The sequence below is a fragment of the Halomonas alkalisoli genome (assembly GCF_021412585.1).
In the GTDB taxonomy this organism is placed as follows: domain Bacteria; phylum Pseudomonadota; class Gammaproteobacteria; order Pseudomonadales; family Halomonadaceae; genus Halomonas; species Halomonas alkalisoli.
Window position 1 is genome coordinate 13,060 of sequence record NZ_JAKCMI010000021.1, and the last position, 25,509, is coordinate 38,568.

The following is a 25,509-nucleotide window of genomic DNA, read 5'->3' on the forward strand; positions in this document are numbered from 1 at the left end:
CCCGCTCCGCCCGGCCACGGCCGGGCGGGCGATCACCGCCTCCGGCTTGATGACCGGCCACATCCGAATCCAGACTGCCAAACCTATTCCCACTCATGCAGAAGCCCCGAGCCTAAGGCTCGGGGCTTCTGCATGAGTGGGAATGGCCAAAGGGTCCACTGACGCCCGCATGATGCGGCTCCCACCCGACTACTTGTTAAAACGCCAGGAAGACTTCACCCTCCGTCACATCGGGCTTACCGATGGAGAGGGAGGCCTCGATGGCCTTGAGGTGGCGGCTCATGAAGGCAGCGGCGCGCTGCCTCCGCGATGCGACTCAGGCATCACGCCCCCAGCCGATAACAGGCCGCCCAGTGAGTGTCGCTCAACGGCCGGACGATCGGCACCGCCGCCAGACAGTCGTCGGTCGCCTGCGGGCAGCGTGGCGCAAAGGCACAGCCCCGCGGCAGTTCGGCAAGGTCGGGCGGCGCGCCGGGAATCGCCTGCAGCCGCTGGCCGCGCTGCGCGCCCGACGCACGCGAGGCCATCAGGCCCTGGGTATAGGGGTGACGCGGCTGCCCGATGATCTCCTCGACCTTCCCCGACTCGACGATGCGCCCGGCATACATCACCGCAATACGATCGGAGACCTCGTTGGCAACGCCCATGTCATGGGTGACGAAGATCACCGACATCCCCAGCTCGCGCTGCAGGTCGCGCAGCAACAACAGAATCTGGATCTGCACCGTGGCGTCCAGCGCCGTCGTCGGCTCGTCGGCGAGCAGCAGCTTGGGCCGGCAGGAGAGCGCCAGCGCGATCATCGCCCGCTGACTCATGCCCCCGGAAAGTTCATGGGGATAGTTGGCCAGGCGGCGCTGGGGCGAGGGGATGCGGACCAGTTCGAACAGCTCCAGCGCCCGGGCCATGCCCTCGCGCCGGCTGACGCCTTCATGCCGACACGCCGTCTCGGCGATCTGCTCGCCGATGCGGTAGACCGGATCGAAGGCCAGCATCGGCTCCTGGAAGATCATCGATGCCGTGCGACCGCGAAAACGGGTCAACTGGCGCTGTGACATGGCCAGCACGTCCTGGCCATCGACACTGACCCGGCCCGAGATCTGCGTGCGCCGCTCCGGCAGCAGGCACATCAGGGTACGCAGGGTCACGCTCTTGCCGGAGCCGCTCTCGCCGAGAATGGTCAATACCTCGCCGCGGCCGAGAGTCAGGTCGACCCCGTTGACGGCGTGCACCTGGCGGGTCGGGGTGCGAAAACGCACCGTCAGGTCGGTGATTTCCACCAGCGGGGCCTGAGTCGCGGCAGCGGCGGCGGGCTTGGCAGCAGCTAGGGTCATGTCGGGCTCTCCTCTGACAGGCGCTTGATGGGGACGGCACCGGCCATGACCTCATCGGCACGCCGGCAGGCCACCTGATGAGCCGTACCGCAGGCTTCGAGCGCCGGCTCCGCGGCGCGGCAGGCCTCCTCGACCATCGGGCAGCGCGGGCAGAAGCGACAGCCCGGCGGCAGGTCGATGGGGTTGGGCGGGTCGCCGACGAGCGGCGCCTGCTCGGTGCGCTGGTCGGGATTCATCGACGGCATCGCCGACAGCAGCGCCCGGGTATAGGGATGCGCCGGGGCGCGATATAGCGCCTCCACCTCGCCCATCTCGGCGACCTTGCCGAGATACATCACCATCACCCGGTCGCTGATGTAACGCACCACGTTGAGGTCGTGGGAGATGAACAGATAGGTCAGGCCATACTCCTGCTTGAGATCCATCAGCAGGTTGAGCACCTGGGCCTCCACCGACTTGTCGAGGGCCGACACCGCCTCGTCGAGGATCAACAGCCGCGGCTCCAGCGCCAGGGCCCGGGCGATATTGACCCGCTGGCGCTGGCCCCCCGACAGCTCGTGCGGATAGCGATGCGCGAACAGGCTCGCCGAGAGGCCGACCTGGTCAAGCAGGCGCCGCGCCCGCTGGCGCGATTCGCGGCGCGTCACGCCGTGCACCTGGGGGCCGAAGGCGATGGAGTCCTCGACGCTCATCCGCGGGTTGAGCGAGGCATAGGAGTTCTGGAACACCATCTGCACCTGGCGCCGCATCGCGCGCACGGAAATGCCGCCGTACTGGCCGATCGGGTCGCCGTCGAAGACCATCTCGCCGTCATCCGCGGCCAGCAGGTGCATCAGCAGGCGCGCGGTGGTCGACTTGCCGCAGCCGGACTCGCCGACGATCCCCAGCGTCTCGCCCTTGAAGACATCGAAGTCGACGCCGTCCACGGCGTGCACCCGGGAGGCCTGGCGGCCGAATCCGCCCCGGGCAATGGTGAAGTGTTTCTTGAGACCGCGCACCCGCAACAGCGGCTGCGCCTTGCCGCCGCGGTCCAGTGAGGCGCTCCCGGAGAACGATTGCGATTTCATCATAGCTTGACGTCCATGGCCGAGCGCAGCCCGTCGCTGAGCATGTTGAAGCAGATCGACACCGTGAAGATCATCATCCCCGGCAGCACCGCCACCCAGGGATTGACGTAGATGGCATCGCGCATGGTGTTGAGCATCAGCCCCCACTCCGGCATCGGCGGCCTGGCCCCCAGGCCCAGGAAGGAGAGGCCCGAGGCGAGGATCATGCTGACGCTGATCAACGAGGTGGCATAGACGAAGATCGGCCCCAGCACGTTGCCCAGCACATGGCGGCGGATGATGGTCAGGCTTCGGGCGCCGCTGGCGCGGGCCGCCTCGATGTAGTCGACGCTGCGTACCTGGGTGGTCACGCTCTCCGCGACTCGGGCGATGGGCGGTATGAAGACCACCGTCAGCGACAGCAGCGAGTTGACCAGCCCGGCCCCCAGCGCACCGGCCAGCGCCACGGCCAGCAGCACCGCGGGGAAGGCGTAGAAGACATCGATCACGCGCATGATCACGCTGTTGGTCTTGCCGCCGACGAAGCCGGCGACGATGCCGATGGCGCTGCCGATCACGAAGGCGTTGATCACCGGCATCACGCCGATCAGCAGCGACAGCCGGGCACCGTGAATCAGCCGCGACAGCACGTCGCGACCCAGCTCGTCGCTGCCCAGGGGAAAGCCCGGCGAGCCGATCGGCTGCAGGCGACTGAGCATGCTGGTCTGGAAGGGGCTGGCCGGCGCCACCCACGGCGCAAACACCGCTGCCAGCACGATCAGCAGCAGCACGATGGCGGACACCAGGGCCACCGGGTCGCGGCACAGGCGGCCGAACACCGAGCGCCAGTAGCCCTTGACCGGCGCCGAGGGAGGCGCCTGGGAGGCGGCCTGGCCGCCCTCGAGGGTAAGTGACATAGCGTACTCCTCGGCCGTTCAGCCGCGCTGGATCCGGGGGTCCAGGCGCGCCTGGGCCAGATCGACGATGAGGTTGAGCATCACGAAGAACAGCGCCAGCACCAGGATGGTGCCCTGCAGGATCGGCAGGTCACGCTGGAAGATGGCGTTATTGAGCAGCAGGCCGGTACCCGGCCACGAGAACACCGTCTCGACCAGGATCGACCCACCCAGCAGATAGCCCAGCTGCAGCCCCATCACCGCCAGGGCCGTGGGTGCCACGTTCTTGACCACATGGCGAAACACCTGACGCTCGGCCAGGCCCTTGGCGCGCAGCGCCTCGACGAACTCATGGGCCAGGATATCGGCGACCATGGCACGCACCGTGCGCGTGACCACGCCCATGGGGATCACCGACAGGGTCACGGCAGGCAGGATCAGGTGGCGCAGATAGGCCCACTCGAAGGCCCAGTCGCTGGAGCTGCCGGGCCCGGCCCCCGAGGAGGGCAGCCAGTTGAGCTCCACCGAGAACACGATCACCAGCAGCATGCCCAACCAGTAATGCGGCACGCTGACGCCGCCCACCGCGATTCCGGTGACCAGGCGATCCAGCAGCGAGCCCTGGAAGTAGCCGGCCAGGGTGCCGAACACGCAGCCCAGGGTGAAGCCGATCAGCGAGGCGGCCACCGCCAGCAGCAGGGTGTTCTTCAATGCGCTGAACACTTCCGCGGTGACCGCCCGGCCGTTGGCCGCCGACAGCCCCAGGTCGCCCTGCACCGCGCGCAGCACCCAGCGGCCGTACTGCTCCGGCAGCGGGCGGTCGAAGCCATAGGCGCGCTGCACCATTGCCACCACCTCGGACGGCGCATCCGCCGACACCACCGCGTCCATTGGATCGCCCGGGGAGAGGTGAACCAGCGAGAAGCAGAAGAAGCTCACTGCCAGCGTAATGGGAATGACGTAGAGCACGCGCTTGAGGAAATAGATAGGCATGCGATCTCCAGGCGGGCAGCGGCACGGCGGCAACCTTCTGCCGCCATGCCGCTGCGCGGCTCACTCTTCGATGTAGACCGGGGTCAGGTCCTGGAACCAGTTCTTGGACTGCACGAAGCCCTGGACACGCGGGTTCATGGCCCGCGGCCCCACGTCGTGGGCCACCCACAGCCAGGCCGCGTCGTCGACCATGCGCGCGTGAAACTCGGCCAACAGCGCGTCCTGGGCCTCCTGGTCGAAGGTCACCTTGGCCTCGTCGAGCAGACGGTCATACTCGGGGTCATCCATGTAGCCCCAGTTGAAGCCGTTGGGCGGCGCCATGCTGGAGTGCATGAAGCGATAGAAGGCCGCGAAGGGGTCGAGCCAGCCGAAGGTGATGTTGGTGGCATGCGCCTCGAGGCTGGTCTGGTGATCGGCGCCGCGCCGCCAGTTGGGGAACAGCGACTCCCAGTCCAGCACTTCGAACTCCAACTGGATGCCGACTTCGGCGAGGTTCTGCTGGATATACTCGTTCATCGCCAGCGGCTGCATCTGGCCGGAGCCGGAGGTGGAGATCAGCACCTTGATCTCGACCGGGTTATCCGAGCTGTAGCCGCTCTCCGCGAGCAGGCGGCGTGCCTCGTCGGGGTCGTGGCCGATCTCGAACTCGGGCTCGCCGAACCAGGGATGACCCGGGGTCACGGTACCCACCGCCGGGACCATCATGCCCCCCAGCAGCGCTCCGAGGCCTTCACGATCCACCGCCAGGTTGGCCGCCTTGCGCACGTTGATATCGCGCCACGGGCTGCCCTCGAGCATGGAGAACTGGTAGGGCCAGGTGTGCGGATAGGGGTTGCTGGTGATGGTCATGCCCTGGGATTCCATGCGCGCGATGGCGTCCGCCGCCGGCGATTCGATCCAGTCGACCTGGTCCGACAGCAGCGCCGAGGTGCGGCTACTCGACTCCGGCATGGGCAGCAGCTCCACGCGGTCGACCTGCGGCACGCGATCGGCATCCCAGTAATCGGCAAAGGGTTCGAGCACGGCACGCTCACGGGGCACCAGGCGCGTCAGTTTGAACGGTCCGGTACCGGATGGCTGACGGGCAAATTCATCCCAGTCGCCGTCCAGCGCTTCCCACTGGGCCGGGCTGGAGAACAGCAGGAAGGTCAGCTGATAGGGGAACCAGGCATCCGGCTCGCTGGTGGTAAAGCTGATGGTGTAGTCGTCGACCTTCTCGTAGCCGTCCATGGAGGGGATGCGGCCACGCACGTTGCCGGCCTGGCGGGCATCGAACTGCGGCGAGTCCTCGTCGTAGACCTTGTCGAGATTCCAGATCGCGGCATCGGCATTCCAGTCGCTGCCGTCGTGAAAGGTGACCCCCTCGCGCAGGTGGAAATACCACACCTGCTGGTCATCCTCGTCGACCTCCCACGACTCCGCCAGGCCCGGCGTCAGGCCACTGACCTCGTCGGCGGACGACATGTCCCAGTTGATCAACGCATCGTAGATGGTGTAGCCGACGAAGCGATAACCCTCGAAGCCGCTGTCCGGCTGGCCGGTGGTCAGCGGAATGTCCGACGCCGTCATCGCGATCCGTAGTGTCTGCTCGGCCTGGACGGTCGTCGGCGATGCCAGGGCGGCGAGGCCGATGCTCAGGGCGGCGGGGGCCGCCCAGCGCCAGGTTTGCGCACTCTTGTTGTATACCATTTTTGCACTCTCCCCTCGTGGGTTTACCAGACAGGCAACGCGGCATCGCCTGTACTGCCGGGAGAGTTAATGCAAAAGTGAGGCCAGAATTGGATTGACCACCGTCATTGAGCAGACGAAATTTTCGTCTCCTAAAATACAAAACAAGCAAATATCGTATACGACAATGGCTTGGCTTTCCGCGACTCAATGCCGCTGGAGACCAGAAGCCGTCACGCCCGGCAAAGAGACAGGGCGGTACGCCGGGCCTGATGCACCAAAAAGTGGCATGCAGGCCGGTGAAGGCACCGTCACAGAGCGCGCGATGCCAAACGGTCAGCCGCTGGTAAAGATGCGCTGCAGATCGGGCACCTCCTCCTCCTCCTCGACGATGGAGAGGGAGGCCTCGATGGCCTTGAGGTGGCGGCTCATGAAGGCGGCGGCACGTTCACCGTTGTGTGCCTCCAGATAGCCGATCAGGTCGTCGTGATCGTGAGACTCGCAGCCCAGGTGGCCGGGGTTGCCGTAGACGGCAAGGATCAACGAGGAGCGTGAACAGAGTTGACCGACGAACGTCGCCAGCGTCGCATTGCCGGAGAGCCGGGCCAGGCGCTCGTGGAAGGCGGCGGAGAGCTTGATGGCACGGCTCTGTTCGCCGGCCTTCAGCGCCTCGCGTTCACGATTCGCCATGTCACGCAGCTCACGGACATCCTCTGGCGTAATGCGTCGGGCAACATCCGGCATCAGGCCGCACTCCACCATCTGCCGGGCATCGAAGACATCCTTGGCCTCTTCGGCCGTGGGACGGGTGACGCTGGCCCCGCGGCGCGGCGTCAGCGTGACCAGCTGTTCCATGGCCAGACGCTGAAGAATCTTGCGGATACCGGTACGGCTGATGCCGAACACCTCGGCCAGCGCATCCTCGCGCAGCCGGGCGCCGGGCTTGAGGCGATGCTCGATGATGGCATCGCTGATCGAGCGATAGATCGTCTCGTGCCGCTCGGCACCATCGCCGTTCTTTCCCAGGCGTCGGGGGGGCGCCTTGCCCGCCGCCTCGCCATCGGCAAGGCTTTGCCGCTGATTCATGGTATCCCTCCTTATGGGCCCTGCTATGGCAACCATTGTATACGCATCGTGGCTCGACAATGAACCTGACTGAAACGTACACAGCCCGCCTTGTGGCGGGCTGTGTATCGATCACAGGGGCGGCATGCCCCCGGGTCATTCCGACCAGGCGGCGATTATCTCGCGCTCCTCGTCGGTCATGCCGGTCATGTTGCCCAGCGGCATATACTTGCTGGCCACCACCTGCTGGATCTGGCTCTTCTGACGCAGGATCTGGTCCTCGCTGTCATAGGCGATACCGGCCGGCGGTGCGGCAAAGCCAGGCTGAGTCGGCTCACGGGAGTGGCAGGCGACACAGTGCTGATCGATCAGGGCATGAACCTCCTCGAGCTCGGGACCATCGGCTGCCGTATCCCTGTCCGTCGCCGCGGTCTGCCCGGCAGGCATCCCCATCCAGAACGCCGCCAGGATCAGTGCCACGCCCGCCACGGGATACGCCGGCTGTATCTTGCCCGCGTGCATCAGCACGAAGAACTGGCGGATCAGTGCGCCGGCAAAGATGAACAGCGACATCAAGATCCAGGCGTGCTCATGGTTGTAGGCGAAGGAGTAGTGGTTGCTGATCATCAGCAATACCACCGGCAGCGTGAAATAGGTGTTGTGCACCGAACGCTGCTTGCCACGCTTGCCGTCCAGCGGATTGGGCGTCTCGCCCGCCTTCATGGCGTTGACCATGCGGCGCTGGCCGGGAATGATCCAGAAGAACACGTTGGCCGACATGGCGGTTGCCATCACCGCACCGGTCAGCAGGAAGGCCGCCCGACCGGAGAACATCTGCACGCTCAGGTAGGCCACGACCACCATCATCACCGCCACCGCGATGCTGAGCACCCCGTCGCGGGTCATATCGGGGCTGATGCGCTTGCACAGCTCGTTGTAGACGACCCAGCCGCCGACCAGGAACACCAGTGCCAGCACGTTGGCCTGCCAGCCACTCATATTGGCCGCCCACTCCCAGTTGGCATTGGGGTTCACCAGGTAGAAGCCCGGATTGAACATATAGAGGGTGACGAATAGTGCAAAACCCGACAGCCAGGTGGTGTAGGACTTCCAGAACGACCAGTGCAGCTCGTCGGGAAGCTTGGCCGGGGCCGTGGCGTACTTCTGGTTGTGATAGAAGCCGCCGCCGTGCACCGCCCACATCTCACCGAAGACGCCCTTCTCACGATCTTCTGCGGCCTTGGGCTTCTTAAGGCCGTTATCCAGCATTACGAAGTAGATCGACTCGCCGATCCAGGCGATGGCGGCGATGACGTGCAGCCAGCGCAGCATGAAATTTGCGAAGTCGAGTAGGTAGGCTTGCATGAGGGGATTCTCACATTGCTTGATTGTTGTTGAGCGACCCGGTGCTGGCGAACATCGTGCCACCGGTGATCAGCCGACCACCACACGACCGCCTGTGCGGGCGGCCGGGGCAAAGAGCCGCCGTGATCAGCTGCCGCGGTAGGTGGAATAGCCATACGGCGACAGCAGCAGTGGCACATGGTAGTGCTGTGACGCATCGGCCACGCCAAAACGCAGCGGTATCACGTCCAGGAAGCGGGGCTCGTCAGCTGCCACCCCCTGGCGTCGCAGATAGGCACCGGCATGAAAGACCAGCTCGTACTCGCCGGCCAGGAAGTCGTCTCCTTCCAGGATGGGCGCATCGCAGCGACCATCATCATTGGTCACGACACTCTTGAGACGTGTGCGCTGCTCACCTTCCAGCCGGTAGACCGCTATCTCGATCCCCTCGCCGGGCTGGCCCTTCGCTGTATCCAGAACGTGCGTTGTCAGTCGTCCCATCGGTTTCTCCCATGCTTGGCTGGCGATGCTACCGTTGTCGGTGCATCATGGTAACTGGAAGCATGAAGACAGTTTTAGCTCTTTTTATAGTACATTTCAAAATTTTTTTGTATACACTTTCCCATGAGGTTTAATAAAACCTGTTCCCCGACCACTACTGAGGAGACCCACGATGAGTGACAAGACCCTCGAACCGCGCCCCAGCTCCCTCGACCGCCAGGCATTCGTCTCGCAGTACGGCGACATCTATGAGCACTCCCCCTGGGTCGCCGACCTGACCTGGCAACAGGGCCTCGACGGCGAACAGGACACCCCGGCCGGGCTAGCCGAGGCCATGGGACGAACGCTGAGAGAAGCGCCGGTGGAAAGGCAGCTGGAGGTGATCCGCGCCCACCCCGACCTTGCCGGCAAGGCCGCCATCGCCGGTGAACTGACCGATGACTCCACCCGTGAACAGGCGGGTGCAGGGCTTGACCAGTGCACACCGGAAGAGATGGCGCGCTTCCAGCGACTGAATGACGCCTACAAGGCCCGCTTCGATTTTCCCTTCGTGATGGCCGTCAAGGGTAGCGATCGCCACGCCATTCTCGACGCCTTCGTGGCTCGCCTGGAAAACACACCGGAACAGGAACGCCGCACCGCCATCGAGCAGATCAACCGCATCGCCCGCTTCCGCCTGGAGGCTCGTACCGACGGGTGATCGCCGAAGCGCCGGCACGTTGCCGGCGCTGAGCCCCTTTGCCGGCTGTGCTTGAGATGCCTGCCGCCCCCTCTTCCTGGCCGCCCCCTATCCCCTCCCGCCCTCCTTTCACGCGCTGGCCCGACTCATGCTTCCCGTCGACTCGTCGCCTCTCGCTCAGCGGCGATGAAGAAGAGTTTGACGGCAGGAACAGGGCGCCCAAAATATGACCAAACGGTCAGGATATGGGCCGTATCGAATTGTTTATAAAGAAAAATTCCAGGGGACGCTGAAAAATACACCTGGAGTGTCTTTCAAAATCACATCGATTGTGTACATTTAATTCACGCCCTGGCGCCAGAAAGAAGCGCCTATGGATACAATAACAAGTCTGAGAGCCTGACATGACCGATGCCGAGCACGCTTCCTTGCAGAAGAAACCCTCTCGTACCATCAACCAGAACCCCGACGCCATGCCGCCGCTGGGCAAGGCAATCCCGCTGGGCATCCAGCACATCATGGCGATGTTCGCGGGAAACGTGACCCCGCCCATCATCATTGCCGGCGTTATCGGCGCCACCACCGGTGAGCAGATCTTCCTGATCCAGGTGGCGCTCTTCGTGGCCGGGATCGCCACCCTGATCCAGACCATCGGCATGGGTCCCATCGGCGCGCGCCTGCCCATTGTTCAGGGCACCAGCTTCGGCTTCCTGCCGGTGGCCCTGCCCCTGGCCGGTACTTTCGGCCTGGCTTCGGTGCTGGGCGCCTCCTTGATCGCCGGCCTATTGCAGGTGGGCCTGGGCGCCTTCCTCAAGAAGATACGCCACTGGTTCTCCCCGGTGGTCACCGGCATCGTGGTACTCCTGATCGGCATTACCCTGATGCCGGTGGGCCTCAACTACGCCGCTGGCGGTGTGGGGGCCGATGACTTCGCCTCCCCCACCAACCTGGGCCTGGCGCTGTTCGTGCTGGTGGTGACCATCGTCGTTCATCAGTTCGGCCGCGGTTTCCTCAAGGCCTCCTCCATTCTGGTGGGGCTGGTCAGTGGTTACCTGGTCTCCATCGCCCTGGGCATGGTGGACTTCTCCAGCGTCAGCAACGCCGCCTGGTTCGCCTTCCCCAAGCCCCTCCAGTACGGACTGGAATTCCACCTGACCGCGATTATCGGCATGACCCTGATCATGTTTGTCGTCGGCCTCGAGACCATCGGCAACATCTCGGCCATCACCATCGGTGGCGCCGGCCGTCAGGCCAAGGACCGCGAGCTCTCCGGCGGCGTGATGGCCGATGGCGTGGCCACCTCCTTCGCGGCCATCTTCAACACCCTGCCCAACACCGCCTACGCCCAGAATGTGGGTCTTATCACCCTGACCGGCGTGGTCAGCCGACACGTGGTGACCATAGGCGGCATCCTGCTGATCTGCATGGGCCTGTTCCCGAAGCTGGGTGGCCTGGTTGCCGCCATGCCCCACGCGGTGCTGGGCGGCGCCGGGGTAGTCATGTTCGGCATGATCGCCTCGGCGGGCCTGAAGATCATCCAGGAGTGCGAGCTCAACCAGCGCGCCATGCTGATCATCGCCGTCGCCCTGAGCCTGGGCATCGGCCTGCCGGCAGTAGAGCAGATTGCCGAAACCATGCCCGGTCAGCTCGGCCTGCTGCTCAAGTCCGGCCTGGTGCCCGCCGCACTGACTGCGCTGCTGCTCGACGCGATCCTGCCCGGAAAACCGAAGCGCGAGCCCATCGAGACCGAAGTGGCGGTCGCTGCCAAGAGCGAAGAAGCCAAATCCAACCTTTGAGGAGACCCCTCGCTTTACAGAACGCCGCCGGATGGCCTCCGGCGGCGTTTTTTCAAGCTGGATGAATTGCTCGCTACACTGTGGGTAAGACCGCTTTCCGGAGATTTCCCATGTTCCGCGACCGTCTCGATGCCGCCAGGCAGCTTGCTCAGCGACTGGAGCACCTGAAGGGGCACAACCCGCTGATCCTGGCTATTCCCCGTGGTGGCGTGCCCATGGGACGTCATCTGGCCGATGCGCTGGAAGGTGAGTTGGACGTGGTGCTGGTGCGCAAGATACGCGCGCCGGGCAGTCCCGAATTCGCCATCGGTGCGGTGAGCGAAGATGGCAGCATGAAGCTCGATGATGCCGCTTCGCATTTTCCTCCCGAAGCCGTGGAGCGCGAAGTCGATCGCCAGCGCCAGCTGTTGAAGGAGCGCCGGGAGCGCTACAGCCCGGTTCGCCCACCGATACCGCCCGAGGGCCGAGTGGTGGTGGTGGTGGACGATGGCAGCGCCACCGGCGCCACCATGGAGGCCGCCCTGAAGACGCTGCGTGGCCGTCCCGAACGGCTTATCGCCGCCATGGGGGTCGGCGCTCCCAGCGCCGTGGCACGCCTGGAAGCCGTGGCGGATGAAGTGGCCTGCCTGGAGATACCCCGGGGCTTCATGGCAGTCGGCCAGTTCTATGCCGATTTCGGCCAGGTGGAGGAAGAGGAAGTCGTCGAGCTGCTGAACCCCTCGTCCGGCTGAAACGGGCCGTCAGGCGTCCCTCTCCACGCACTACGCACTACGCACTACGCACTACGCACTACGCAAGAGACCGCCATCATACGCAAAAGACCGCCATCCCGAAGGATGGCGGTCTCTACCCAGGCTTGAAGGCCTGATCCGGCTCGTTGCTGCTGAGCTTGTCTGGCGCTCTTGCCCGGAGGCCTTACTTGCTGGCCTGGACCTTCTTGACGGCATCTTCTGCCAGCTTCTGGCCATTCTTGACGTTTTCTTCCGCCAGCTTCTGGCCACTCTTGACGTTCTCTTCCGCCAGCTTCTGTCCCTTTTGCAGGAACTCCTGACTCAGGGTGACCACCTTCTGGGTGTCGCCCTGCAGGCGCTCGCCCAGATCCTGAACGGCCTTCTGCTGATCGGCCACGACCTGCTTGAGGCCTTCGGCGTCCTTGACGTCGATCCAGGCGCGGGCCTGGGCCAGGCTCAGGTCAGAGTAGGTGCGGAAGGCATCCAGTTGGGCAGCCATCAGCTTTTCGTAGTACTCCAGCGTCAGCGAGCCATAGGCACGCGCCGGCGCGACAAACAGGCTCTCGAACTGCTGAGTGGCTTGCTCGGTTGCTTGCTCGGTAGTCTTGCTCATGAAACACCTCCAGTACGGTTCGGGTAGCCAAGGCTGGTTCCCATCCGAAACCGCCTTGTTGCGATGCAGCATAGCAAGCATTTTTGTGCACTGCAACATATTCAGCGGTAGGCACCCTCGACATCGGTCACGCGCATGGCGCTGCGGCCAAGGCCGCCGTGCAGGTCGAGCATGCGTTCGAGCCATCCGTATACCGGATCGGCGTTGGAAACCAGGTCGGCACTGGAGACCACGCGTGCCCACATGAAGCTGCCGAAGACGAGGTAGTCGGCAGCGGCAGGGGCTGCTCCATCGATGAAGTCCGATTCCTTCAGTTGGCCACGCAGTGGCTCGAGGGCGGCATCCAACTGCGCGAGCCCCTTTGCGGGGGAGTGAAATTCTTCGAGAGCACGCCCGAAGCGCTTCTCCCGCGTCTCGCGAAAATAGTCACGATCCTTGGGATGGATGGCATTGAGCAGGTCCATGATGATGGTCCGCATCATCGCCGGCGCCAGGGCCCGCTCGGCATAGTGCTTGAAGAACCGGGCACGGGCCTCTGCCACCCCGTCAGCCAGCAGCGGTGCGCCGGGATAGCTGTGATCCAGATAGCGCAGGATCTCGTAGCTGTCGGCAATGGTCCGATCACCGTCGACCAGCACCGGCACCTTGTCGGAGCCGGAGAAGGCCAGCGCCTCCTTGTCGGTGAAATACCAGGGGCGGGTTTCCACCGTCAGTCCCTTGTGTGCCAGGGCGTAGCGAACCCGCCAGCAGTAGGGGGAGAAACGCAATTCCTCATCGATACCGCAGAGTTCGTAGAGAACCATAGCCATGCCGTCTCCTCGCTTTTGCCGGGGGTCATATAACGTAGGGGTCATATAGCGATAGTGCCAGCCTTTCCCCGACGATACCAATCCATCGCCTGTCACCTCGCAGTGGCTCTCTTGATATCCATTAGTCTAAATCCCCGATGACGATCAATGCCGACATCGATCCAAAAACTACAGATAAATTATTGTTTATCTTTATTTAATAGAAAAAACAGGGTGCAGTTTAATTAGAAAAATATTGGTAATACCAATTAACCATGATTGGAAATGCGGGCCATCTGCCCGTATCGTCCACTCCCATCGCGATGGTTCAAGGCCCAGCACTGAGCCGTCACCCGACTCCTGAACACGAGACAGCGAGGTAACGTCAGCTCATGACGGACACGACACTTGCCCTACTCGCCTTTACGCCGCTGATCCTGGCCGGCGTGCTGCTGATCGGCCTGCGCATGCCGGCGAAGACCGCCATGCCGGCGGTCTATGTGGTCACCGCCCTCATTGCCCTGCTCGCCTGGGACATGAGCTTCAACCGAGTACTGGCCTCGACCCTCCAGGGCCTGATCCTCACCGTGTCGATCCTGTGGATCATCTTCGGTGCCATCCTGCTGCTCAACACCCTGAAGCACTCCGGCGGCATCACCGCGATCCGCAAGGGGTTCTCGGGCATCAGTCCCGACCGTCGCGTCCAGGCGATCATCGTCGCCTGGCTGTTCGGCTGCTTCATCGAGGGCGCCTCCGGCTTCGGCACCCCGGCCGCCGTGGCCGCCCCACTGATGGTGGCACTCGGCTTCCCGGCCCTGGCCGCCGTGGTGGTGGGCATGATGATCCAGTCCACCCCGGTCTCCTTCGGCGCCGTGGGCACACCGATCGTGGTGGGGGTCACCGGGGGCATCAACCGCGATGGCATCACCGAGGCACTGGAAGCCGGCGGCTATACCTGGCTGGAATACTTCCGCTTGATCGCCGCCGAGGTGGCCGTGATCCACGGCATCGTCGGCGTCCTGATGCCGCTGATCATGGTGGTGATCATGGTCAAGTTCTTCGGCGCGAATAAATCCTGGAAGGAAGGCCTCTCCATCGCCCCCTTCGCGCTCTTCGCCGGCGTGGCCTTCGTGGTGCCCTACATGTTGGCGGGCGTACTGCTCGGCCCGGAGTTCCCGTCCATGATCGGCGCCGGCGTGGGCCTGGCCATCGTCGTGCCTGCGGCGCGCAAGGGTTTTTTGATCCCCAAGGACACCTGGGATTTCCCGGATGCCAAGAGCTGGCCGGACGCCTGGATCGGCAAGCTGGTGATCAAGACCGAAGACATCGTGGGCAAGACCCCGATCACCACCTTCATGGGCTGGCTCCCCTACGTGCTGCTGGCCGTGATCCTGGTCGCCTCCCGCACCATCGACCCGTTCCGCGAAGCGCTTCAGTCTCTGAGCTTCGGCTGGAGCAATATCCTCGGTGAGGCCGGGGTCTCCGGCGCCATCCAGCCGCTCTACCTGCCCGGTGGCATCCTGCTGATGGTGGTGCTGCTCACCGCCCTGCTCCACAAGATGCGCCTGGGCGAGCTCAAGGCGGCCTTCGGCGAGTCCTCGAAGACCATTCTCGGTGCCGGCTTCGTGCTGATCTTCACCATCCCCATGGTGCGGATCCTGATCAACTCCGGTGTCAACGCGGCGGACCTGGTCTCGATGCCGGTTGCCATGGCGCAATTCGTGGCCGACGGGGTGGGCAATATCTATCCGTTCTTCGCCCCGGCCGTGGGCGGCCTGGGCGCCTTCATCGCCGGCTCCAATACCGTGTCCAACCTGATGCTGGCCGAGTTCCAGTTCAACGTGGCACAGCAACTGGGCGTTTCCACCGCCATGATGGTGGCGCTACAGGCCGTGGGCGCCGCCGCGGGCAACATGATTGCCATCCATAACGTGGTCGCGGCGTCTGCCACCGTGGGGCTGCTCGGGCGCGAAGGGGAAACCATCCGCAAGACGATCCTGCCGACGCTCTACTACCTGATCTTCACCGGGATCATTGCCATGATCGCGTTCTATGTGATCGGCGTCACCGACCCGCTGATGCGTGCCGGCTGACCCTTTCCGGAAGCGCAGCAGACAGCCCCCATGGCCTCGGCCATGGGGGCTGGTTCGTTGATGAATCGGAATCGGGAGCAGATCGCCGGGCAAGTCCGGTGCTATTCATCCAGAGCGCGAGCGTAGCGTCCTAGCCGTGACAGCAACTCGTGGCTATACCCCAGGAGTACTGAATCGCGATAGCGGGGGGCAATCAACTGCATACCCACAGGCATCCCATGATGCCCACTCTCGATGGGTAACGAGATGGTTGGTAGCCCCAGCAGTGTCCAGGCGCGTGAGTAAAGGGGGTCTCCCGTCGAAATGCCCGATGCCAACGGAGCCACGTTCACCGCGGATGGTGAAAGCAGCAGGTCTACCTCCTTGAAAAGCGCCACGACACAGCGCTGTAGCCTCTCCGCTTCCTCTCGTGCGCCACAATACTCATCGAGGGTGATGGCAAAGCCGCGCTCGAGAATCTCGCGAAGCTTGTCGCTCATGTCGTCGGCATGCTGGAAATAAACGTCGGCGAGACAGTGTGATGACTCAAACGCCATTACCAGGCTCTGCAACTCGACGAGCCGATCCAGTTCCCTGGCATGACCAAGCGACGAGGTGATCGCGACGCCTTCGGCGCTCAGTCGCTGACAGGTCCTGTCGAGTGCACCCTCGACATCCCGGTCCAGGTCGCCATCGGACGGCACGCGTATCACGCCGATCTTCAGGCCCGCAAGGTCGAGCCGGGCCAGTGGGGCAAACTGAGTGCAGGTCAGAGCGGCGTGCACCAGAGCGATGTCGTCGACGGATCGCGCAAAGTAGCCAACGGTATCCAAGGTTTCACTGAAAGGCCTGATGCCGGCTCGTGAAATGAGGCCATAGGTAGGCTTGAAACCGATCACATTGCAGTAACTGGCCGGCCGGGTGATGCTGCCAGCTGTCTGGGTACCAAGGGCAATCGGCACCATGCCATCGGCCACCGCCGCGGCGGAGCCACTGGAAGACCCGCCCGGGGTCCTGTCGAGATCATAGGGGTTGCGCGTCTTTCCCGGTGAGAAATAGGCGAACTCCGTACTGACGGTCTTGCCCATCACAAAGGCACCCGCATTCTTCAGCAGCGCCACTGGCGAGGCATCCGAAACCGAGCGGTCGCAGCGGATGTAGTCGGTACCCCAACGCGTGGGGAAGTCACGGGTGTCGTAGATGTCCTTGATACCGACGGGGATGTTCTGCAGCAGCCCTTTACCGTGGGAGACTCGCTGTGGGGCGGCCAGGCATTCCCACGCCTGGACCTCACCCTCCCGCTGGTGAATCCTGTCGAAGCATGACGCCAGGTACTCACTGCCTGACAGCGACTTGTCCGCCATCCGCTGCAGGGCTTCGACGGCGGTCACTGGGCCCCCCGGAGTGCCGTGGTGTGGTAGTAATCGTTCACCGCCGCGACCGTCCGCTCGATATCGTCGGCAGTCACATCGAGGTGGGTCACCAGCCGGGTAACCGGCGCCACCGCCACCAGGATGCCGTGCGCCTCGAGATGGGCCTGCACCCCCCGGCAGTGAGCCTCGGGAAAGGCGGCGAAGACCATGTTGGTATCGCAGGCACGCACCTCTACGCCCGGCACGTCTACCAGGCCCTCGGCCAGGCCCTCGGCCAGGCGCCGGGCATTGTCGTGGTCCTCGGCCAGGCGTTCGACATGGTGCTCCAGCGCATGGTGACAGCCCGCCGCCAAGAGCCCCGCCTGGCGCATGCCGCCGCCCAACGTCTTGCGCCAGCGCCTCGCCCGGGCAATGAATGCCTCGTCGCCCAGCAGCAGCGAGCCCACCGGCGCGCCAAGCCCTTTTGAAAAGCAGAGCGATACCGAGTCGAAGCCCTGGCACAGCTCGGCGAGTGAGCGCCCGGAGGCCACCACGGCGTTGAACAGTCGTGCGCCGTCCAGGTGGGTGGCCAGCCCATGCTCATGGGCCAGCGCCGTGGCACGACGGGTATAGGCTTCCGGCAGCACCTTGCCCCGGAAGGTGTTCTCCAGCGCCAACAGCCGGGTGCTGGCATGATGAATGTCGGCTCCCTTGATGGCCGCCTGCACCCTCTCCAGCGGCAGGCTACCGTCCGGGTCATGCTCGATGGGCTGGGGCTGGATGCTGCCCAGCACCGCCGCACCGCCGCCCTCGTCGCGATAGATATGCGAGAACTGGCCGGCGATATATTCGTCGCCCCGCTGGCAGTGCACCATGAGGGCCGCCAGGTTGCTCTGGGTCCCCGAGGGGAAGAACAGTGCGGCCGCCATGCCGGCTCTCTCGGCCACCACCGCCTCGAAGGCGGCAACGCTGGGGTCATCGCCCCATACATCGTCTCCCACCGGTGCCCGGGCAATCGCTTCGCGCATGGCCGAAGTGGGTCGGGTCACGGTGTCACTGCGTAGATCGATCATTGTCGTCCGTCCTCGTCACGACGAAAGGGGCGACCCCTGTCGCCCCTTTCCATGGTGCCTGGCCATGGTGCCTTGCCTTGATCATGATGCCTGGCGGGTTCGCCTCAGGCCAGTGCCTGCTCCAGCAGCCGAGCCACGTGGATCGCCTCACGCCCCGCGCCATCCTTGATCTGGTGGCGACAGCTGGTGCCATCGGCCACCACGACGGCCTCGTCACCGGCCTCCCGGATCGCCGGCAGCAGCGACAGCTCGGCCATTTCCATCGAGGCGTCATAGTGTTCGACCTCGTAACCGAAACTGCCGGCCATGCCGCAGCAGGAGGACTCGATGGTCTCGACCTCGAGTTCGGGAATCCATGACAGCACCTGCTCGATGGGGCGCACGGCATCGAAGGCCTTCTGATGACAGTGGCCGTGAAGCATGACGCGCCGGTATGCCAGCGGCTTGAGTTCCAGCGGCAGTTCCCCGGCCTCACGCGCCTTGACCAGGAACTCCTCGAACAGACAGGCCGCCTCTGCCAGTGCCCTCGCCTCCTCGCCGAACCCATACTGCAGGAACTCGTCACGCATGCTGAGCAGGCATGACGGCTCGAGGCCGACAATGGCCATGCCACTGTTCACATAGGGCATCAGCGCCTCCAGCGTCCGCTGCGCCTCGGCTTTCGCCTTGTCGAACTGGCCGGACGAGAGGTAGGTGCGCCCGCAGCACAGCGGTCGCTCGCCCTGCTTCACGTTGAGGTGTACCTCGTAGCCGGCGGATTCCAGCACGCGCTTGGCGGCCCTGGCGTTGTCTCCCTCCATATAGTTGTTGAAGGTATCGACGAACAGGAGCACCTCGCGGGTCGCCGTCTCCTGCGCGGTGTGCGCTTCAGCCAGGAAGTTTCCAGCAAAGGCCGGCAGCGCGCGCTCCGGTGCCAGCCCAAGCCCGCGCTTGACCCCACGGGCGATGAAGGGGATCCGCTCGATTCCGTTGACCAGGGCGGAGAACCGGCTCGCCCAGGGCGCGTAGCGCGGCATCTCGCCGACCATGCGGTCGCGCAGCGACAGCCCCTTGACCCGCACCCGGGCGCTACGCGCCTCGATCTTGAACTTGGCCATGTCGACCCCGGTGGGGCAGTCCCGCCGGCAGCCCTTGCAGGAGACACAGAGATCCAGTGCCTCCTTGACGTCATCGCTGGCCAGGCCCTCCTCGCCCAGTTGACCGGAAAGCACCAGCCGCAGGGTATTGGCACGCCCCCGGGTCAGGTGTTTCTCGTCACGGGTGATGCGGTAGCTCGGGCACATGGTGCCGGCATCGAACTTGCGGCAGTGGCCGTTGTTGTTGCACATCTCCACCGCCATGGCCAGGCCATGGGTGGGGTCGCCGGCGCTGCCTGGTTTACTCTGCTCACCGGTCAGCGGGTCGCGCCTGACGTTCCACGCCGACCAGTCGAACACCGGCGTCACCGGAATCGCCCGGTAATCCCGGGGGAATCGAAAGTAGCGGTCGTCGTCCATCTTCGGGGTGTCGACGATCTTGCCCGGGTTGAAGCGATTGTCCGGATCGAAGAGCCGCTTGACCTCGCGGAAGGCGTCGTTGATCGTGGGCCCGAACTGCCAGGCCACCCACTCGCCGCGGCAGAGGCCGTCGCCGTGTTCACCGGAGTAGGCGCCCTTGTACTCGCGCACCAGTGCCGACGCCTGCTCGGCGATCTCGCGCATCTTGCCGGCGCCGTCGCGACGCATGTCGAGGATCGGGCGCACGTGCAGGGTGCCGACGCTGGCATGGGCGTACCAGGTGCCCTCCGTCCCATGGCGGTGAAAGACCTCGGTGAGCTTGTCGGTATACTCGGCCAGGTGCTCCAGGGGCACCGCGCAGTCCTCGATGAAGGAGACCGGCTTGCCGTCGCCCTTCATGCTCATCATGATGTTGAGCCCCGCCTTGCGCACGTTCCACAGCGCCTTCTGCTCGGCGGGCTCCGGCATGTCGACCACGCTGCCGCCCAGCCCCAGGTCGCCCATCAGCTGGTTGAGCGCGCGCAGCGACGCCAGCTGTGTCCCGCGATCCTCGCCGGCGAACTCCACCAGCAGCACGGCCTCGGGCTTGCCGATCAGGGCCTTTTCGATCACCGGACGAAATGCCGGATTCTCCAGCGACAGATCGATCATGGTGCGGTCGACCAGTTCCACCGCGGTGGGGTCGAGCTTGACGATATGCTGGGTGAAATCCATGGCCTGGTAGAAGGTGGGGAAGTTCACCACCCCGAGCACCTTGTGCTCGGGCAGCGGCGAGAGCCGCAGCGTGATGCGGCGACTGACCGCCAGGGTACCCTCCGAACCGACCAGCAGGTGGGCCAGATTGACCCGGCCAGCCGGGTCGTAAGGCTTGGGGTTCTGGCAATCGAACAGGTCCAGGTTGTAGCCGCCGACGCGGCGCAGCACCTTGGGAAAGTGATCGCGTATCTCGGGGCCGACCCGCTCGGCGATGGCCCGTACCTTGTCGGCAATCAGGCGCGCCCGGCTACCCTCGGCCAGCTCCTCGACGAAACCGAAGCTCGCCTCGCCTCCGTCGGCCAGCAGGGCATCCACGCCGAGCACGTTGTGGACCATATTGCCGTAGCGGATCGAGCGCGAGCCGCAGGAGTTGTTGCCGGTCATGCCACCCACGGTGCACTGGGCGCTGGTGGAGACATCCACCGGAAACCAGAGCCCATGGGGCTTGAGCCAGGCATTGAGATGATCGAGCACGATCCCGGGCTCCACCACCACCGTGCGTGCCTCGGCGTCGAACTCGACCACCTGGTCGAGCCAGCGGGTGGTGTCGATCACCAGCGCCTCACCCACCGTCTGGCCGCACTGGCTGGTGCCCGCACCCCGGGGCAGCACCGGGGCGCCGGCGTCCCGGGCGATGGCCAGTGCCAGGGCCAGGTCCTCCTGGTGGCGTGGTATCACCACCCCCAGCGGCATCACCTGATAGATCGAGGCGTCTGTCGAGTAGCGGCCACGCGATGCATGGTCGAACAGTACCTCGCCTTCCATCTCCCGGGAAAGGCGAGCCGCCAGCTCAGTCACTGGCTTGATCCGCGCATCCGGGGAAGGGGTCTTTCCCGTCATAGACGTCATTCTGCCTTCCTCAGCCATGTCAGGATGGGCTCACCTGGCGTCGAGCGGATGCCGGGCAAAGTAGTCCAACGCCGCCACCACGCCACTATCCTTGAGCGGCACGCCGCTGAGTTTCATGCCGGCTTCACAGCCGCCCAGGGTGGCGATCAGTGTCAGGTCGTTGCAGTCGCCCAGATGGCCGATGCGGAACATCCTGCCCTTGACCTTGCCCAGGCCCATGCCGAGCGACAGGTCGAAGCGCTCGTAGATGATCTTGCGCACGGCATCGGCATCGACACCATCCGGCATCATCACGCCGGTCAGTACCGGGGAGTAGAGCGCCGCGTCCTGGCACTGGATCTCCAGGCCCCATGCCGCCACCGCCGCACGCACCCCGGCCGCCCAGCGCTGGTGGCGCGCAAGCACATGGTCGAGCCCCTCCTCGAGCAGCATGTCCAGCGACTCGTTGAGGCCATAGAGCAGGTTGGTACTCGGCGTATAGGGCCAGTAGCCGTTCTGGTTGGCCTCGATGATCTCGTCCCAGGCCCAGAAGCTCTTGGGCAGCTGCGCCTCGCGACTGGCAGCGATGGCCTTGTCGGATACGGCATTGAAGCTGATGCCCGGCGGCAGCATGAGCCCCTTCTGGGAGCCGGAGATCGTCACGTCCACGCCCCACTCATCGTGGCGATAGTCGGCGCTGGCCAGCCCCGAGATGGTGTCGACCAGCAGCAGTGCCGGGTGGCCCACGGCATCGATGGCACGACGCACCGCCGTGATGTCGCTGGTCACCCCGGTGGAGGTCTCGTTGTGCACCACGCAGACCGCCTTGATCTCATGGCCGCCGTCTTCCCTCAGGCGCGCCTCGATCATGTCCGCCTGCACCCCCTGCCGCCAGCCTTCCGCTCCCGGCAAGCCGAGGAACTCGGGTTCCAGGCCCAGGCGCAGCGCCATCTTCTGCCACAGGGTGGCGAAGTGGCCGGTCTCGAACATCAGCACGCGGTCGCCCGGTGACAGGACATTGACCAGCGCCGCCTCCCAGGCGCCGGTTCCCGAAGCCGGGTAGATGACGACGGGGTTCCCGGTCTTGAAGACCTGCTTGATCTTGTCGAGCAGCTCACGCCCCAGGGCACCGAACTCGGGGCCACGATGATCGATGGTCGGCAGGCTCATGGCCCGCAGGATGCGATCCGGCACCGGCGAGGGCCCGGGGATCTGCAGAAAGTGGCGACCCGAAGGGTGGTAGTCCAGATTCAACATGGCAACGTCTCCAAAGCAAGACTCTTGTATTTTTGATAAAGAATTCCGTCAGCCGCCTGACAAACCGCTGCTTGCCGCTCTCCTGCCCGCAGGCCATGAGCGACGAATCGGACATGCCCGGTAGCTCCTCGCCGGCAGGCGGACAGTGGCACAAGGCCTCCAGCCTGCCGGCAGAGGCTGGGCTCATCTCTAGCGGTAGAAGAACTCCACCAGTGCCATCGGAATGGCGGGGATGTAGGTCACCAGCAGCAGGATGAAGAGCAGCACGGTGATGAAGCCGAGGTTCGAGCGGGTCACCGACCAGACATCCGTCCTGGCGATCGAGCAGGCCGTGATCAGCACGCTCGCCACCGGCGGGGTCTGCTGTCCGATGGCCAGGTTGAGACAGACCACCAGGCCGAAGTGGACCGGATCGATGCCGGCGGCACCCACCAGCGGCATGACGATGGGCACTACCAGGATGATCGCCGCCGCCGAGTGCAGGAAAAGCCCGATCAGCAGGAAGAAGACGTTCAGCATCATCAGGATGGCGTACTTGTTATCCGTCAGGCCGAGCACCGCCTGGGCCAACTGCTGGGGCATGCGCATCTCGGTCAGGAATACGCCGATCAACGCCGAGGCCGCCACCAGCAGCATCACCACGGCGGTCTGCTGGCCGCCGTCGATGATCGCCTTGTAGAGGGTGCGCATGTCCAGCTCACGGTAGATCACGGCGCTGATGAAGATCGCCGCCGCGACGGCGAGCCCTGCCCCTTCAGTAGCGGTCACGAAGCCGCCGAAGATGGAGCCGAGGATGATGAGCGGCAGTGTCAGGGCCCAGCTGGCTTCCTTGGCGGTCTGCTTGACGCGCTTGAACTGGAACACCTCTTCCACCGGCCAGTCGTACTTGCGGGCGTAGTAGTAGCTCAGCGCCATCAGGCCACCGGCCCCCAGCAGCCCGGGCACGATGCCGGCCACGAACAGCTGGACGATGGAGGCGCCGGACATGACGCCATACAGGATCATCGGGATGGAGGGTGGAATGATGATCGCCAGGGACGCCGAGGAGGAGGTGACCGCCGCAGCGAAGGGCGCCGGGTAGCCGCGCTTCTTCATCGCCGGGATCAGCACCGAGCCGGTGGCGGCCACGTCGGCCACCGCGGAGCCGGAGATCTCGGCGAAGAACAGCGAAACGCCGATGTTGATCATCGCCAGCCCACCCCGGATGAAGCCGAACAGCGCCGAGGCAAAGGCGATCAGGCGCTTGGAGATGCCGCCGGTGTTCATGATGGCCCCGGCCAGCACGAACATCGGGATGGCCAGCAGCGGGAAGCTGCTCGCTCCCTCGAACATCGTCAGCCCGATGTTGGGCAGCATCTCCAGGCCCTGGTAGGCGACAATGGCCACCGTCGCCACGATCGCCAGGGCCACCGCGATGGGCAGGCCCATCAGGATCAGCCCCAGCAGGCCAATTATCATGAAGGGGAGTGTCATGGCTGATCCCTCTTGGTCAGTGCATCCGCGGTGAATCCGGCCCGCGCATTGTCACGTTCGGCCTCGGCGATGGCGTGGCGGATCTCCTCCTCTTCCTGGGTGAGGCCCGAGCGCACCCTGGCCAGGTGAGCCGGCATGCTGAGCAATTGGGCGATGATGAACAGCGCCGCCCCGATGGGAATGACCGACTGGGTAAAGGTGAGCGGCACCCAGCGCAGGGTGATCAGCGCCATGCCCTGCATGACATCGAGCACCACCAGGCCGGCCCAGCCGAGCACCAGGAAGAAACCGATGAACAGCGACTCGGTGAGATAGGCAATCGGCATGCGGATATGCACCGGCATGGCGGCCAATACGCCATCGACGCCGATATGGCCACGCTTGAGCGCCGCCAGCGCCCCGGCGTAGTAGGTCAGCCAGACCAGCATGATGGCGGCCACCTCGTCATACCAGGAGGGGGTGCGCCAGGCGTAGCGGGTCACCACCGCATAGAGCACCACCAGCGTCAGCGAAACCATCAGCACCACCGTGATGATCTCGAGAAGGCGCTCCAGGATGCGGGAAACAGTATTCACGGTACCCATGGCTCTCGACTCGTTCAGGAAAGTGGACAGGAGCCCCCACGCCGCCTGACGGCGCGGGGGCGGGAGCCTTGCGGGTGACGCAAGGCGGGTCAGGAGTCGTTACCGAGCTCCAGCACCCTGTCGATCAGCTCCTGCGAGCCGGGTACCTCGTTGGCGAAGGCCTCGTAGATGGACCCGGATGCCTCGATGAAGACCGAGGTATCGACCTCGTTGACCTCGGTATTCGCCTGGCGAATCACGTCGATCAGGTCCTCGTCGAGCTGGGCGGCATGCTCGTAGACGAATGTCTGGGTCTCCTTGGCCGCCTCGATGATGATCTCCTGGATCTCATCGGGCAGGTTGTTGAAGCGGCGACCGGCGGTGAGATAGGCCGGCGTGTAGACGTGGCCGGTAAGGGAGAGGTAGTCCTGCACCTCCTGGAAGCGCTGGCCGACGATCTGCGCCAGGGGGTTCTCCTGGCCGTCCATGACGCCGGTCTGCAGGGCCATGAACACCTCGGAGAGCGACATCGGCGAGGGCTCGGCACCCCACTCCTCGAACATGCGCACGCGCCAGACGCCCTGGGGTACCCGCAGCTTGATGCCACGCAGGTCTTCGGGCGTGTTGATCGCACGCCGATTGTTGGTGATATGGCGGAAGCCGTTCTCCCACACGGCCAGGATGCGATAGCCGTTCTGTTCGGCTAGCGGCGCCAGGGTCGGCCAGACGATCTCCTCCTCGACCCGCTTCATGTGCTCGCGGTCCTGGATCAGGTAGGGCAGTTCGAAGAGGCCGAACTCGTCCGCCACCGAGGACATGATGGTGGAGGGCAGCGCCAGGTCGACGGTACCCAGCCGCATGCGCTGCAGCAGCTCCGAATCGGTACCCAGCTGGCTGGAGCCGAAGACCACCACCTCGTAGGGCTCAGGCAGGCGCTCATTGACAAGCTCGGCGAAGTGGTTGGCGGAGTCGGAGAACAGGGAGTCGGGGCCTCCCACATGGCCGAAGGTGATCTCGCGGGCCTGGGCCTGCAGCGATACCGACGCCACCGCGATGGCGAGCGTGGTGACAGCGACACGTTGGAATAGCATGGCGTGTTACCTCATTGTTCTAGTATTGACGCTTTGGTGGGCTGGCTTGGATAGACGCAGATGAAAATTGAATTCTTTATTCTAAATGCGTCTTCAG

The 25,509-nt window shown here is 64.5% G+C and carries 21 protein-coding genes; 4 read left to right on the top strand and 17 right to left on the bottom strand.

Going from position 1 to position 25,509, the window contains the following annotated elements; genetic code table 11:
- Positions 1-323: 323 nt before the first annotated feature.
- The 8 genes from LY622_RS06565 to uraH form a co-directional block, all read right to left on the bottom strand.
- A complete protein-coding gene (locus tag LY622_RS06565; protein WP_234290150.1) occupies positions 324-1,331 on the bottom strand; it encodes an ABC transporter ATP-binding protein in 1,008 nt (335 codons plus the stop codon).
- Positions 1,328-2,401 carry an ABC transporter ATP-binding protein gene (locus tag LY622_RS06570; protein WP_234290151.1) on the bottom strand — a complete coding sequence of 358 codons (1,074 nt, stop codon included), beginning with the start codon at positions 2,399-2,401 and terminating at the stop codon, positions 1,328-1,330. The genes LY622_RS06565 and LY622_RS06570 overlap by 4 nt, the downstream gene beginning before the upstream one ends.
- On the bottom strand, positions 2,398-3,294 hold the full coding sequence (locus tag LY622_RS06575) for an ABC transporter permease (protein ID WP_234290152.1): 897 nt from the start codon (positions 3,292-3,294) through the stop codon (positions 2,398-2,400). Before LY622_RS06575 ends, LY622_RS06570 begins: the two co-directional genes overlap by 4 nt.
- An 18-nt stretch (positions 3,295-3,312) precedes the next feature.
- Entirely contained in the window at positions 3,313-4,266 is a 954-nt protein-coding gene (locus LY622_RS06580; RefSeq protein ID WP_234290153.1) for an ABC transporter permease, read from the bottom strand.
- 60 nt (positions 4,267-4,326) lie between these two features.
- Positions 4,327-5,955 (bottom strand): ABC transporter substrate-binding protein, encoded by a 1,629-nt coding sequence (locus LY622_RS06585; protein ID WP_234290154.1) that lies wholly within the window; start codon positions 5,953-5,955, stop codon positions 4,327-4,329.
- Positions 5,956-6,270: 315 nt separating this feature from the next.
- Positions 6,271-7,020: a GntR family transcriptional regulator gene (locus LY622_RS06590; protein ID WP_234290155.1), complete on the bottom strand. Its 750-nt coding sequence runs from the start codon at positions 7,018-7,020 to the stop codon at positions 6,271-6,273.
- Positions 7,021-7,155: 135 nt separating this feature from the next.
- A complete protein-coding gene (locus LY622_RS06595; protein ID WP_234290156.1) occupies positions 7,156-8,364 on the bottom strand; it encodes a urate hydroxylase PuuD in 1,209 nt (402 codons plus the stop codon).
- 126 nt (positions 8,365-8,490) lie between these two features.
- Positions 8,491-8,844 carry a hydroxyisourate hydrolase gene (gene uraH, locus LY622_RS06600; RefSeq protein ID WP_234290157.1) on the bottom strand — a complete coding sequence of 118 codons (354 nt, stop codon included), beginning with the start codon at positions 8,842-8,844 and terminating at the stop codon, positions 8,491-8,493.
- A 172-nt stretch (positions 8,845-9,016) separates the two neighbouring features.
- Here uraH and uraD point away from each other — a divergent pair, with 172 nt between their 5' ends.
- The 3 genes from uraD to LY622_RS06615 all read left to right on the top strand — a co-directional run bounded on the left by uraD (position 9,017) and on the right by LY622_RS06615 (position 12,050).
- The gene (gene uraD, locus LY622_RS06605) at positions 9,017-9,544 is read left to right on the top strand and encodes a 2-oxo-4-hydroxy-4-carboxy-5-ureidoimidazoline decarboxylase (protein ID WP_234290158.1); all 528 of its coding nucleotides are present in this window, start codon (positions 9,017-9,019) and stop codon (positions 9,542-9,544) included.
- 383 nt (positions 9,545-9,927) lie between these two features.
- Complete coding sequence (locus LY622_RS06610) at positions 9,928-11,319, top strand: uracil-xanthine permease family protein (protein ID WP_234290159.1); 1,392 nt, start codon at positions 9,928-9,930, stop codon at positions 11,317-11,319.
- A 110-nt stretch (positions 11,320-11,429) separates the two neighbouring features.
- Positions 11,430-12,050 carry a phosphoribosyltransferase gene (locus LY622_RS06615; protein ID WP_234290160.1) on the top strand — a complete coding sequence of 207 codons (621 nt, stop codon included), beginning with the start codon at positions 11,430-11,432 and terminating at the stop codon, positions 12,048-12,050.
- Between the two features lie 184 nt (positions 12,051-12,234).
- On the opposite strand, the gene LY622_RS06620 is transcribed toward LY622_RS06615, so the two are convergent.
- Together LY622_RS06620 and LY622_RS06625 are read right to left on the bottom strand one after the other, a co-directional pair.
- Positions 12,235-12,663, bottom strand: a complete 429-nt coding sequence (locus tag LY622_RS06620) for a phasin family protein (RefSeq protein ID WP_234290161.1) — start codon at positions 12,661-12,663, stop codon at positions 12,235-12,237.
- 101 nt (positions 12,664-12,764) lie between these two features.
- The gene (locus LY622_RS06625) at positions 12,765-13,472 is read right to left on the bottom strand and encodes a glutathione S-transferase N-terminal domain-containing protein (RefSeq protein WP_234290162.1); all 708 of its coding nucleotides are present in this window, start codon (positions 13,470-13,472) and stop codon (positions 12,765-12,767) included.
- Positions 13,473-13,843: 371 nt separating this feature from the next.
- On the opposite strand from LY622_RS06625, the gene LY622_RS06630 reads away from it, so the two are divergent.
- Positions 13,844-15,544: an L-lactate permease gene (locus LY622_RS06630; RefSeq protein ID WP_234290163.1), complete on the top strand. Its 1,701-nt coding sequence runs from the start codon at positions 13,844-13,846 to the stop codon at positions 15,542-15,544.
- 101 nt (positions 15,545-15,645) lie between these two features.
- On the opposite strand, the gene LY622_RS06635 is transcribed toward LY622_RS06630, so the two are convergent.
- The 7 genes from LY622_RS06635 to LY622_RS06665 form a co-directional block, all read right to left on the bottom strand.
- Entirely contained in the window at positions 15,646-16,914 is a 1,269-nt protein-coding gene (locus LY622_RS06635; RefSeq protein ID WP_234290164.1) for an amidase, read from the bottom strand.
- Positions 16,911-17,948: a low-specificity L-threonine aldolase gene (gene ltaE, locus LY622_RS06640; RefSeq protein ID WP_234290165.1), complete on the bottom strand. Its 1,038-nt coding sequence runs from the start codon at positions 17,946-17,948 to the stop codon at positions 16,911-16,913. The genes LY622_RS06635 and ltaE overlap by 4 nt, the downstream gene beginning before the upstream one ends.
- A gap of 104 nt (positions 17,949-18,052) precedes the next feature.
- The gene (locus LY622_RS06645) at positions 18,053-21,049 is read right to left on the bottom strand and encodes an FAD-binding and (Fe-S)-binding domain-containing protein (RefSeq protein WP_234290166.1); all 2,997 of its coding nucleotides are present in this window, start codon (positions 21,047-21,049) and stop codon (positions 18,053-18,055) included.
- A gap of 30 nt (positions 21,050-21,079) precedes the next feature.
- A complete protein-coding gene (locus LY622_RS06650; RefSeq protein WP_234290167.1) occupies positions 21,080-22,285 on the bottom strand; it encodes a pyridoxal-phosphate-dependent aminotransferase family protein in 1,206 nt (401 codons plus the stop codon).
- Between the two features lie 189 nt (positions 22,286-22,474).
- Entirely contained in the window at positions 22,475-23,758 is a 1,284-nt protein-coding gene (locus LY622_RS06655) for a TRAP transporter large permease (RefSeq protein ID WP_234280227.1), read from the bottom strand.
- Complete coding sequence (locus LY622_RS06660; RefSeq protein WP_234280226.1) at positions 23,755-24,342, bottom strand: TRAP transporter small permease; 588 nt, start codon at positions 24,340-24,342, stop codon at positions 23,755-23,757. Before LY622_RS06660 ends, LY622_RS06655 begins: the two co-directional genes overlap by 4 nt.
- Positions 24,343-24,431: 89 nt before the next feature.
- Positions 24,432-25,412 (bottom strand): TRAP transporter substrate-binding protein, encoded by a 981-nt coding sequence (locus tag LY622_RS06665; RefSeq protein WP_234290168.1) that lies wholly within the window; start codon positions 25,410-25,412, stop codon positions 24,432-24,434.
- Between the last annotated feature and the right edge of the window lie 97 nt (positions 25,413-25,509).